Origin of the sequence: Campylobacter sp. RM16192 (assembly GCF_004803855.2) — a bacterium.
Lineage (GTDB): Bacteria > Campylobacterota > Campylobacteria > Campylobacterales > Campylobacteraceae > Campylobacter_A.
Window position 1 is genome coordinate 566,839 of record NZ_CP012552.1, and the last position, 12,381, is coordinate 579,219.

Annotated in this window: 11 protein-coding genes; 7 read left to right on the plus strand and 4 right to left on the minus strand. The window is 33.5% G+C overall.

Annotated elements, in window-relative coordinates; translation table 11 throughout:
- Nucleotides 1-25: 25 nt before the first annotated feature.
- Entirely contained in the window at nucleotides 26-1,105 is a 1,080-nt protein-coding gene (locus CDOMC_RS02915) for a sensor histidine kinase (protein WP_236861338.1), read from the plus strand.
- Here CDOMC_RS02915 and CDOMC_RS02920 read toward each other — a convergent pair whose 3' ends face one another.
- Together CDOMC_RS02920 and CDOMC_RS02925 are read right to left on the minus strand one after the other, a co-directional pair.
- Nucleotides 1,106-1,966 carry a cache domain-containing protein gene (locus CDOMC_RS02920; RefSeq protein WP_170000899.1) on the minus strand — a complete coding sequence of 287 codons (861 nt, stop codon included), beginning with the start codon at nucleotides 1,964-1,966 and terminating at the stop codon, nucleotides 1,106-1,108.
- Nucleotides 1,959-2,324, minus strand: coding sequence for an HIT family protein (locus CDOMC_RS02925; protein WP_172127790.1), 366 nt, complete (start codon nucleotides 2,322-2,324; stop codon nucleotides 1,959-1,961). Before CDOMC_RS02925 ends, CDOMC_RS02920 begins: the two co-directional genes overlap by 8 nt.
- A gap of 83 nt (nucleotides 2,325-2,407) precedes the next feature.
- Between CDOMC_RS02925 and CDOMC_RS02930 the strand changes: the two genes are divergently transcribed.
- Nucleotides 2,408-2,893 (plus strand): DJ-1/PfpI family protein, encoded by a 486-nt coding sequence (locus CDOMC_RS02930; protein WP_172127792.1) that lies wholly within the window; start codon nucleotides 2,408-2,410, stop codon nucleotides 2,891-2,893.
- A gap of 40 nt (nucleotides 2,894-2,933) precedes the next feature.
- Here the strand turns inward: CDOMC_RS02930 and glmS are convergent, their stop codons facing one another.
- Nucleotides 2,934-4,745 (minus strand): glutamine--fructose-6-phosphate transaminase (isomerizing), encoded by a 1,812-nt coding sequence (glmS, locus tag CDOMC_RS02935; RefSeq protein WP_172127794.1) that lies wholly within the window; start codon nucleotides 4,743-4,745, stop codon nucleotides 2,934-2,936.
- Nucleotides 4,746-4,747: 2 nt separating this feature from the next.
- The gene (locus CDOMC_RS02940) at nucleotides 4,748-7,234 is read right to left on the minus strand and encodes an HD domain-containing protein (RefSeq protein ID WP_236861339.1); all 2,487 of its coding nucleotides are present in this window, start codon (nucleotides 7,232-7,234) and stop codon (nucleotides 4,748-4,750) included.
- A 111-nt stretch (nucleotides 7,235-7,345) separates the two neighbouring features.
- Between CDOMC_RS02940 and mqnE the strand changes: the two genes are divergently transcribed.
- The 5 genes from mqnE (at nucleotide 7,346) to CDOMC_RS02965 (ending at nucleotide 12,062) form a co-directional block, all read left to right on the plus strand.
- Nucleotides 7,346-8,410 (plus strand): aminofutalosine synthase MqnE, encoded by a 1,065-nt coding sequence (gene mqnE / locus CDOMC_RS02945; RefSeq protein WP_172127796.1) that lies wholly within the window; start codon nucleotides 7,346-7,348, stop codon nucleotides 8,408-8,410.
- A gap of 18 nt (nucleotides 8,411-8,428) precedes the next feature.
- A complete protein-coding gene (locus CDOMC_RS02950; protein ID WP_172127798.1) occupies nucleotides 8,429-9,721 on the plus strand; it encodes an NCS2 family permease in 1,293 nt (430 codons plus the stop codon).
- Nucleotides 9,722-9,732: 11 nt separating this feature from the next.
- A complete protein-coding gene (locus CDOMC_RS02955) occupies nucleotides 9,733-10,173 on the plus strand; it encodes a phosphoribosyltransferase (protein WP_170000905.1) in 441 nt (146 codons plus the stop codon).
- A 162-nt stretch (nucleotides 10,174-10,335) separates the two neighbouring features.
- Nucleotides 10,336-11,400 carry an ArnT family glycosyltransferase gene (locus tag CDOMC_RS02960; protein WP_236861340.1) on the plus strand — a complete coding sequence of 355 codons (1,065 nt, stop codon included), beginning with the start codon at nucleotides 10,336-10,338 and terminating at the stop codon, nucleotides 11,398-11,400.
- Nucleotides 11,397-12,062 (plus strand): prepilin-type N-terminal cleavage/methylation domain-containing protein, encoded by a 666-nt coding sequence (locus CDOMC_RS02965; RefSeq protein WP_172127802.1) that lies wholly within the window; start codon nucleotides 11,397-11,399, stop codon nucleotides 12,060-12,062. The genes CDOMC_RS02960 and CDOMC_RS02965 overlap by 4 nt, the downstream gene beginning before the upstream one ends.
- Nucleotides 12,063-12,381: the final 319 nt, after the last annotated feature.

A 12,381-nucleotide genomic window follows, 5' to 3' on the forward strand; every position in this document is an offset into this window, starting at 1 on the left:
ACCTATTTTTTCTACTTTGGTAATAATGGTTTTATTTATTTTCCAAAGCTATGAGATTATAAATTTAAGCGCCAAAGATGAATATTCCAAAAATATGTTTGAATTGCTTGAATACGAGGGTAAAATACGTCATAGTTTAGAAAATAATCAAACTATTCCATCATCTTTGATATATAAATATGGAATTTACACATACAAAGAGAAAAAAGTAGTATCAAATTTAGAGGTTATGCCAAGCACTTTTCAATTCGTAACCTTACAAGAAAAAGGCTATCTCTTTTACAAGAGCTATTTTCAGTTAGAGCAGGATTTTTACTATCTGATTTTAGCTAAGAAGCAAAATAGCGCCAGAATTTTATTTGTAACTGTTTTAACTCTTGTATTTGCATTGATTGTAGTATTTGTGACGCTGTATCTATCTTTTGTAAGCGGTATTAAGCCATACAAAGATGCAAAAAAATATATGAATAATTTTTTTAACGATGCCATGCATGAGCTCAAAACTCCACTTGGCGTAATCGGTATAAATTTAGAGATGCTTGGAATAGATAATAAATACACAAACCGTATAAAAGCGGCTTTGAAACAGATGCAGATAACATACGAAGATACGGAGTATTACATTAAGCATAGTTATATTTTATTTCCACCTGAAATTTTAAATCTGAGCGAATTTTGTCTCGAGCGAGCCAGATATATGAGAGGGTTTGCAATGTCTAAGAATATTAAAATTTATGACTTTGTAGAGCCTGATTTGAAGGTCTTTATGAATAAGATTGAGGCTGGAAGACTTATAGATAATAATCTTAGCAATGCTATTAAATATAGCCCAACAGGAAGTATTATCAATTTAAAATTAAGTCTTCAAAGTGATTGGATCGTGCTTGAAGTAGAAGATTTTGGTGAAGGCATTAAGGATGCTAATAAAATTTGGAAGCGCTACGTAAGAGATGAAGGCGTGCAAGGTGGCTTTGGCCTAGGGCTTAATATAGTAGCAGGAATATGTATAAAAAACGGCATTGAATACTCTGTGACGAGTGAGCTCAAAAAAGGTAGCGTGTTTAAATATAAATTTATTCCTTATTCAAAGCATATACTAGACTAACTACTTAAGCAATACATTTAGCTTTGATAAATTTCTTTCTTTTTGATCGGAATTAAAATATATTACAAAATAGCCTACTTTATTGCCCATAGTGTCATTCATTGGCTCGATTGCAAAGTTGTGTGTGTTAAATTTATGGAACTGTTGCCCATTAAAATTGATTGTCTGTAAAATCGGCAAAATGTTCAAATTTGCATAATCTTTGTTTATGATATAAAAATCATTTATCATATTTTCATCGTCTTGGCTTTGGTATGGAGAATTTGGGCTTTTATTTAAGAGTACAAAAAGATCTATGCCTTGATCTTTGAAAAAGTCGCTTAGGTGTTCAAAACCAAGCAAGACCTCTATGCTTCCTAAAAAACTGTTTTTTGATGATAAAATTGGTGCAACAGCTCTTATGAAGACTCCTCCTCGTCCGACCTCGATATTTGCCACAATTTTATTTCTAACATCTTTTAGCATGTATCTAAAACCCAAAAGATTGTCATCGTGCATTGGCGTCCAGCTTCTTATAAAGCTTTTCATATCTGCCGTATGGATATGAAATTTTACATTTTTATATATAGGCACTTTTTTTAATATATTTGTAAATTTGTCCAAAGCTTGCAGACAACCGTCTCTATCGTTTTGTAAAAGGCAGTTTTTGATATTCTCATTTTCTGATAAAAGTACCGCCACTGTCATTGCCGATAGTTTCTCTTCTTCTATATTTTTGTTTAGTATTTTGGTTTGGAAATCAAAAAATTTCTTTATATTTTCAGTTTCTAGCTCTTTTGTGTATTCAAACCAATAGAATATTAAAAATATTAATAGTATTAGACCTGTTAGAGAAAAAGTAATTGCTAGTTTCTTATTCATTCTCTAAATTCTTTATTAAAATTTCTTTAAACTCATTAAAATCTGGCAGCTCGACTGATCCTTTGCGCTGTTTTTTACCCCACATAGACTCTGGAAAGAAGCTATCGTTTTCGAATCTTGCCATTACATGAAAATGCACTCTTGGAAGATAGTTTGCAAAGCTTGCTATATTTATTTTTTTCGGTTTATAAAATTTAATCATTGTTTTTTCTGCTATTAAAATTGCTTCAAAAAGCCTATTTTGAGTAGCTTCATCACAATCGCTAAGTTCAACGTAAGGAGTATTTGTAAAAATTTTAATCCAAGGTATTTCACTATTTTCGCGCTCGATATTTATAAATTCATCTTGATATATCATTTTTACCTCTTTTTTGAGGCGATTGTATCTAAATTTGAATTTTAATCAATTTAAATCTATACTATGTGTAATAAGGAATAAACATGAAGATAGCAATAGTTGTGTATGATAGGATAAATTTAGTAAGTTTGGCTGAAATTTGGAGCTTACTTTCAAATTTACAAACAAAGCACGATGTTAAAATTTGTGCTTTTAAGAGCGAAATAGTAGATGAGCATGGACTAAAGATAGTGCCTCAAATTTACGGTGAGAGTCTGTATGGATATGACATTGTCATTATTCCGGATGGACTTGGAGTGCTTAGCTTAAGACATGATGAAATTTTTTTAAGTTGGATTAGGAGCGCAAGCAGGACCAAATTTAAAATAGCGCTTGACTTGGGATCCTTAATTCTTGGAAGTGCAGGGTTTTTGGAGGGTAAAGGGGCTTGCCTTAGAGCCGGATACAAAAACGCTATTGGTGAATACGCTAAATTTATCAATGCAAATATGTGCGAAGATAACGATATTATAACTATTTGCGAGTTAAATAGTGTTACAAAAGATAGGTTAGCTGAAATTTTAATTTAGTCGGGAATTTTATAGTCTAAAATTCCCAATTTTATTAAATTTATTCAACAGTAACGCTTTTGGCAAGATTTCTTGGCATATCCACATCATTGCCTAGTCTAACGGCGATTTCGAGAGCAAAAATTTGAAGTATTATCATCATCTCAAAAAATTCGCTCATAACATGAGATTGTTCGCTTGTTTTTATAAAATCATCGCTTAATTCAAATTCTTGCGGACTAATTGCTAGGATGTAGGCATCTCTTGCGGCAAGCTCTTCGACATTACTCTTTGTCTTTTCGTATAGGCTATTTTTTGGCATGAGTGCTATAGTGAATAATCTCTCGTCCGCAAGCGCGATAGGTCCGTGTTTCATTTCGCCTGACGGATAGCCTTCTGCGTGCAGATATGAAATTTCTTTTAGTTTTAAAGCACCCTCAAGTGCAAGCGGATAGAAAATATCGCGTCCAATAAAGAAAAATCCGTGCCCATGAAGATAATGTTTAGATAAGCGGCGGATTTTTTCCTGTAAATTTGTACTGATATTTAGTATGGTAGGCACATGAAGCAGGGCGTTTATTTCGCTTTCAAGATCTTCTTTTGTTATGCTTTTTCTAGCGTTTGCGCTTTGTAATGCAAGCATCCATAGAAGTATTAGTTGGGTTGCAAAAGCCTTTGTGCTGGCTACGCCTTTTTCTATACCGGCGCGAGTTAGTAAGGTAGTATCTGCCAAGCGAACTATGGATGAGTTATCGACGTTGCATATCGCCAGAGTCTTTAGCCCGGTATCTTTTGCGATTTTTAACGCTTCTAGGGTGTCTGCCGTCTCTCCGCTTTGGCTTATTACTATAAATAGAGAATTTTTATTTAGCTTTGGCTTACGGTAGCGAAATTCGCTGGCTATTTCTACTTTTGCTCTTAAGTCGGCCAATCGCTCAAAGAGATAGCTGGCCGTAAGTGCTGCATGATAGCTTGTTCCGCATGCACAAAGCACTATATCATCGATATTTGCCAGATATTCGTTACTAAGTCCTTCAAGCTCTATATTTTTGTTTTTGATTCGTCCCATCATGCACTCTGCAACTACGGTGCTTTGTTCGTAAATTTCTTTTTCCATAAAGAATCTATACCCCTCTTTTTGAGCATAGCTCTTGTCTCTTGGAAGTGGCACGAAAGCAGGTGAGATAGCTTGGGCATGCTTATATATTTTTATCTCATCAATGCTTATAAATCCGTAGTTTTTGTCATCTAAATACATCACCTCTTTTGCTATTCCTATTAGTGCGGCATCAGAAGATGCGAAAAATAGCTCGTTATTTTCGCCTTTTGCTATAGCCATAGGCGCAGCGTCTTTAGCAAAAAATATCTTATTAGGAGCAAGCTTTGTGATAAGCAGAGTCGCGTAGGCTCCTTGAAGTCTTGATATTGTCTTTTCATACGCCTTAAATAGGTCATCAAGCTCTTTTAAATTGGCTTCAAATAGATGAACTATGACCTCGGTATCTGTTTGGCTTAAGAATTTTATGCCTTTAGCCTCAAGCTCATCTTTAATCTCTTTATAATTTTCTATAATTCCGTTATGCACTACGAAAGAGTGCTCGCCAAAATGTGGATGAGCGTTTATTTCTGTTGGTTTCCCATGGGTAGCCCAGCGAGTGTGCCCTATGGCTACGCCTTTGCCTATAGAGCTAAAGTCCTTTGTCTTTTGAGCCAAATTTTCAAGTTTTCCAACCGCTTTAAAATAATTTATCTCGTTTTCGCTCATTACCGCCATACCGGCACTGTCGTATCCGCGGTATTCAAGCTCTTTTAGTCCGTTTAAAATAATATCTCTTTTTTCACCGCTACCTATGTAGCCTACTATTCCACACATTTTTACTCGCTTATCAATAAATTTAAAATTTCACTCTCGTTTGCATATAGCTTTTGGCTTTTTTCTATCAAAAATAGATTGCGTGTGCGATTTTTTATGGTTTGAATTCTCGCACTAGTGATTTTTATGTCTAGATTTTCCAAAACCCCCATCACATAAGCCATGAGTCCACGCTGATCTTTGGCATTTATCGAAAGTTTAGCATAATCTTTTGAATGATTCGTATCAAAATTTAGCTCATCTTTTAAAATCAGTGGCTTATCAATGCTAGCTTTATCTATGCTTTTAAGTGAAATTTCTATCAGATTTCTAATGGTCTCTAACTCGCTATTTTTGACATTTTTATTAAAATCAAGTTTGATATAAAATTTATCGTCAAATAGCTCAAAAATTTCCATATAAGCAAGGTCAAGATGAGCTAAATTTGATAAAAGTATAGCTAGATTCGGATAGAATTTTGAGACTATTTGGATAATAAAGCTTGGATGATTTTTAGTGTTTATATCTAAAATTTGCGTATTTTGCGCTAAAGAGGCGATATTTACTATATCTAAGGGCTGATATTTTATAAATAATAAATTTGCCGGAATTTTAAAGATTTTTTCCTTTAAATTCTCGTCCAATCCTATAAATTCACTATTTCTCTTTAGACTATGCTCTTTTTTTGCTCTTCTTGTGGCTTCGTCAAGTAGATTTTCGTCATCAAAGCTTTCAAGAGATATCAGATATAATTCGCGTAAAAGTTTAGCAAGATAAGCTGTATAAAATTTATCGTTAGTTGCGTTGATAACGCAATAAGTAATGATATACAGAAGTTTTAAGACATTTTTATCGCCAAGCTTTGATATAAAGCTAAAAATAGTCTGCTGAGAGTAGATATCCTCGCGGTTTGCAACATCGCTCATAAGAGTATGGTATCTAACCAAGACAACCCCTGTATTTACCGCTTTTTGGCTTAACTCAAGTTTGGCAGCATAAGCCCTAAAGATATTTGAGCCAACTACGCTGTGATCGCCTGTTAGTCCTTTGCCTACATCGTGAAGCAAGGCCACAAGCTTTAGCATTATTTTGCCTTCGCCGCAAAGCTCGTCATATAGGTTCTTTATAAATTTATCCTTGATGTTTTCTAGATGTTTTACTGTAAGCAAGCAATGCTCGTCAACCGTAAATTTATGATATCCGTCAAATACCGCAAGATGGCTTGTGTGCTCCATAGGCTTAACTAAAATTGGCAAAATTTCAGCATCAAGCAGAGCTTTAAGCAGGCAGTAGCTATTTTTTCTTTCTAAAATTTTTTTGAAATTCGCTAGATATATTTCAAGCTCGCTTTTTAAAACTTCAGCTCTTTTTATATAAAAGATAGCTCCTGTGTCAAATTTATAATCCATATCATTAAGTTCTAAAAGTTCTACCAGCACATCATTTAATCCTTTTGATTTTTTATGAAGCGGAGTATAAAGAGTATCTTTTATTCTATAAAATCCATTTTTTAGCCTTGCTATTTTTAGCTGCTTAAAACTCATCTCGCTTTTAAAATTCGATCTATAAAAAGAAGCGGTAAGATACCTTGAATAAAGAGCCACGGTATGCATGCAAGATAGCAACTTTTGAGAGATTATACTGTCTGTTTCTTGAGTTTTTTTAGACTTTGTTTGCATTAGATTGGTGATTTCGTCGATATAAGCGGAGCTAAATATATCAGAGCCCGTGGATAAATTTTGAGCTGTTTTTATACACAATATAAAATCTATCGCTAAATTTAATACGCTTAGCTCTTTTTCATCTATAAAATTAAGTGCCTGCGTTCTAAAGCTTATTTCGTTATCAAAGCCGTTTAATGCGCAATTTAGATAGTAAATATCGTTTGTTCCGCCAAAGTCACTCTTAAGATCCGGCTCTTGCTTTAAATTTTTAATATCCTTAAAAGCTCCAAGAGATTTTATGTAGTATTTTAAATTCTCTTTTTGATTAAATTCTCTAGTTTTATAAATTTCGCTTCTGGCAAGTTTGTACATATTTTTTGAGCCGGATATATAGCGAATTTTACTAATTGAAGCCTTTGCCTTAAAGTCGTTTTTAAAATTTTCGAAAATTTCATTAAGCTGAATTGTCTTTATGTTTAAATTTAGCCCGCAGTCTTCTAATGCCTGATGTAAAAGTTTTAAAATTTGGCGTATGTTAAATCCATCTATATTTTTATATACGATTAAAACTTCAAAGACGGAATTTGGGCTTATGAGACTTTGTCCGTATTTTTCGGTTGCTATGACGCAAAGTGGGATATGATCTATGTCCGGTAAAAAATCTCTAAAAATATCGCTAAGCACAGCATTTGTAAATAGTTTTATGAGTTCATCGCTATCTTTGGCTATAAAATTTGCAAACCCTTTTCCTTGCAATTTTAAAATTTCTGTTTTTAGATTTTTTTGATGTTTTTTGCGTATGTTTTCTAGCTCTAAAAAATTAACTCTCTCTCTTCTTAAAGCCACCTTCTGCCAACCTTTTTAAAAGTTAAATTTATAAATAATACTAAAATTTTGCAAAAACAAAGCTTTTTTTATCTATAATCGCCAATATCTAATTCAAAACGGGCTATAAAATTGATAAATTTAATAGAAAAATTACAAAGTGGCGATAGGCTTGAAGCCAGTGAATGCTTTAAGCTATACGACCTTGATCTTTTTATATTGGGTAAATTTGCAAATTTAAAGCGCCAAAAACTGCATGGTAAAAAGGCCTTTTTTAATCTAAATCGTCATATTAATCCGACAAATATCTGTGCGGATGTATGTAAATTTTGCGCTTTCTCATCTCACAGGAAAAATCCAAATCCATATATAATGAGCCATGATGAGATTATGCAAATAGTAGAAAAAAGCGTAGAAAATGGAGCAAAAGAGATACATATAGTATCGGCTCACAATCCAAATACATCTTGGCAATGGTATCTAGAAATTTTTAAAAAGATAAAAGAGATATATCCAAATTTGCACGTTAAGGCTTTAACGGCCGCAGAGGTTGATTTCTTGTCTCGTCATCATGGACTAAGCTACGATGAGGTTATAGACAAGATGATAGAGTACGGCGTAGATAGCATGCCTGGCGGTGGAGCTGAGATATTTGATGAGGACATTCGGGCTAAAATTTGCAAAGGCAAGGTAGGCTCTAAAAATTGGCTCGAAATTCATAAAAAGTGGCACGAAAGAGGTAGGCTAAGTAACGCTACTATGCTATTTGGCCACATAGAAGAGCCTAAACATAGGATAGATCATATGCTTAGAATTCGTGATTTGCAAGATATGACAAATGGATTTAATGCGTTTATTCCGCTTGTGTATCAAAAGGATAATAATTTCATAAAAGTTAGCAAATTTATGGGCTCTGTCGAAATTTTAAAGACTATGGCGATATCGCGTTTGGTTCTTGATAATGTGCCTCATATTAAGGCATACTGGGCGACTTCTACTATAAATTTAGCCATGGTTGCTCAAGAATTTGGAGCTGATGATCTGGACGGAACTATACAAAAAGAGAGCATTCAGAGTGCTGCAGGAGCAAAAAGTGCGAGCGGAATGGACATGACAAACTTTATAGATCTTATCCGAAGCTCAGGACTAACTCCGGTAGAGAGAGATAGTATGTATAACGAGATAAAAGTATATTAAAAATTTAAGGAGAGAAAGGTGGATTATTTTAGGTTAAAAGAAAATAATACCGACGTTAAAAAAGAGTTTAGCGCCGGTCTTACGACATTTTTGACGATGATGTATATCGTGCCTGTAAACGCTATTATTATGAGTCAGGCTGGTATGCCTATAGATGCGCTTATAACTGCGACTGCACTTATTACATTCTTTGCTACTGTATTTAACGGAATATGGGCAAATACACCTGTGGCAATGAGTGTGGGAATGGGATTAAATGCTTATTTTACATTCGGTCTTGTTATTGGCATGAATATGCCGTGGCAGACGGCTCTTGGTGTGGTTTTTATATCTGGAATTATATTTTTTATACTATCTTTTTCAAATTTTAGAGTCTGGGTCATTAAGTCTATTCCGCTTGATCTTAGACGTGCAATAAGTGCCGGAATAGGAACTTTTATAAGCTTTATCGGGCTTCAGCAGATGGGCATCATAGTTAAAAATGACGCTGTCTTAGTCGGGCTTGGAAATTTAAAAGATATGAATGTAATTTTGGGACTGATAGGACTTCTTTTTGTTGTATCTTTTTGGATATGGAAGATTAAAGGAGCATTTATATTATCCATTATAGCCACATCTGCTATTGCTTGGATATTTGATATTTCGCCTTATCCGACCGAGTTTTTTTCGCTTCCGGCATCTATTTCTCCGATGTTTTTAGAACTTGATATTGTAGGTGCTTTTTCATTGGCTTTATTACCTGTTATAGTTACTTTCTTCGTTACCGATCTTTTTGACTCAGTTGGTACATTGGCTGGAGTTGGTAATAGGGCTGGAATATTTGATGAAAGTAATCGGCAAGGTATGAGAAAACTAGAAAAGACTCTTGAGGCAGATGCTATAGCGACAGTTGCAGGCTCTTTGGTAGGAGTTAGTACCACCACGGCTTTTGTAGAAAGCGCAAGTGGTGTGGAAGAGGGCGGAAGAACTGGCCTTACGGCGGTATTTTGCGGATGTTTATTTTTGCTTACAGTATTTATGCTTCCTCTCTTTAAATCGATACCTTCAAACGCGGTATATCCTGTGCTTGTAATGGTTGGAGTGCTTATGTTTAGCGAACTTGCTAATGTCAATTTCAAAGATCCAGCAATCGGTATTTCGGCATTTTTTATAGTAATTTTAATGCCTCTTACATATTCTATTACAAGCGGTTTATCTGCAGGATTTATAGCGTATTTGATGGTTAGGCTTTTAAGACGTGAGTTTGATCAAATTAACTTCGGTGTTATAGTCCTTGCTCTTATTGGTTTGATAGTATTTTTAGTTCATTAAGGAGTTTTTGTATGATATATTACGGATATGAGGAATTTGAAAAAGATATTAAGGCTTTGGCAAAAGAGGTAAGGGATGAATTTAATCCGGATGTAATTTTGGCTATTGCTAGAGGTGGTCTTACATTAGGACACTCTTTGGCTGTTGCTCTTAATAAACGCAATCTTTTCACTTTAAATTCTATCCATTACGAGGATACGAAAAAGCTTGATACGATTGAAATTTTCAATATCCCTGACCTTTCTAAATTTACTAAAATTTTGCTAGTTGACGATATTATAGATACTGGTGAGAGTATAGTTGAGATTAAGAGGCAGCTCTTAAAAATTTATCCTCATATAGATATTAAAATCGCATCAGTGTTTTATAAAACAAAGGCTCTGTTGTTGCCTGATTTTAAGATAAAAGAGGCGCATGAGTGGGTTGAATTTTTCTGGGATGTTCATATATAATTGTTGTTAAAGTAAAACATAGTGCAAAAACAAGGTTTTTTATATTCAGAATCTTTCTTGATATCTCTTATATGCTGTTTTAGTCTATGTTGTTTACTCTTTGCGGTCTCAACTCTTAGCATTAGCTACTATGAGGCTGAGATTTTTTATAACTCCGGTTCAATGGCTGGAGTTTTATCTAGATTTTTTGTATCTGTTTTTGGTCAAAATGACTACGCCTTAAGATTGCCTTTTCTGATTTCTCATATAATCAGTATAGTTTTACTTTATAAAATTTCAAAATCTATATTAAAACGCAAATTTGATCGAGTAATAAGTGTTTTGATCTTTATATTTTTACCAGGAGTAACTGCATCCGCAATACTTGTAAATGATGCAGGCATAGTTATAATGCTTGCATTGCTTGGTATATATCTTTATCAGATCAAGCAAACTGTAGCGTTTTATCTTGTTTTGGTTTTGCTTGCTTTTGCTAGCGACTCTTTCCTTGTATATTTTATTGCTCTTTTTATATATGGAATTTATACAAAAGATGGCCAGATTGCGTGGCTATCGGCTATTTTGTTTAGTGTATGTTTATCTATATACGGCTTTGATACAGGTGGCAAGCCAAGAGGATATTTTCTAGATACAATAAGTATATTTGCTGCCGTATTTTCGCCGTTTGTATTTATATATTTTGTATATTGCACGTATAGAATTTGGGTTAAAGAGCAAAAAAATTTGCTTTGGTTTGTTGTGATAACGTCTTTTTGTCTGTGTCTTGTTGCATCTATAAGGCAAAGACTTGAGATTGAAGATTTTTTACCTTTTTGTGTAATAGCAACTCCTCTTATGGTAAGAGTTTTTTTAAACTCATATCGAGTTAGGCTACCAATTTTTAGAAAAAGCTATAAATTTATGACCTCATTTGTTGCTTTTTCTTTGATTGCGAGCTTTGTTTTTGTATTGTTTAATGAAATTTTTTATATATATGCCAAAAATCCTAAAAAACATTTTGCTTATAAGTATCATATTGCAAAAGAACTTTCAATAAAGCTCAAAGAAATGGATATTAAAAATGTTCAAACCGATGAAAAATTGGCACTTAGGCTTAAATTTTATGGAATAGAACATGGTAAAACAAAACTTATAAATTTAGATTTAAAAGATAATTATGCTAATATAGCTATGGAAAAATTTGGCAAACCTATTGCTAAATTTAAACTCATTCAGGAAGATATATGAGAAAAGCTTTTACTATGCTTGAGCTGGTTATTGTTATTATTGTAATAGGAATTTTGGCTGTTATGGCAATACCAAGACTTGAGCGTGACAATCTCGCCGAAGCCGTTGATCAAATAGTATCTCATATAAGATACACTCAACATCTTGCTATGCAGGATAATAAATTTGATCCTAGCGAAAAAGATTGGCATAAAAAAAGATGGAGTATAGCATTCAATGAAGTAAATGTTTGCGGTTCTAAAGAATGGAGATATAGTATATATATAGATAAAAGTGTAAGTGGAAATTTGAATTCTGAAAACGAAGTTGCAAAAGATCCACAGAATCCGATTAAATATATGAGCGCAGGTTGGAGTGGAGGTGAATCTTATTGTAAAAATATCACTCCTAAATTTAATATAGGAAAAACTTTTGGTATACAAGAGGTTAAATTTTCTGATGCATGCAAGGATGTTCAGACTATATCTTTTGATGAATTCGGAAGACCTATGCTATCCGTAAGCACTACAAAAACCGGAGGAGGTGTAGGAGGTGCTGAAAGAGGATATGATAGGATTTTGAAATTTGGAGATATCTGTAAAATAACTTTTGCTACACAAAAAAAATCAGCAGAAATCACTATAGCTCCAGAAACTGGATTTGTATCGGTTAAATATAATTAACAATTTTTAATTTATTCTGTATTTTTTCAACATTTTTTAAGCTTCCCTCTTATATAATTCCAGCTCACGAATTAAGAAACCACCTTTAACTTCTTCTTTCAAGTTAATAAAGCTTTTTCTTTTTTATCGTTACGTTCTATAACTTTATCAATGTTAAACTAATTAGTCAATCTTTGAAATCTAAACAAGTGATCGATTGAGCCATCTACTTTAATAGGCTTTCTTTGGAAAGTAATTAATGTAGAAAAACTAAAAAACAATCATCTTTTAAATTAGCTTGCTAATTTAAAAGATAATAGATTATAAAATTAAAAGTTTT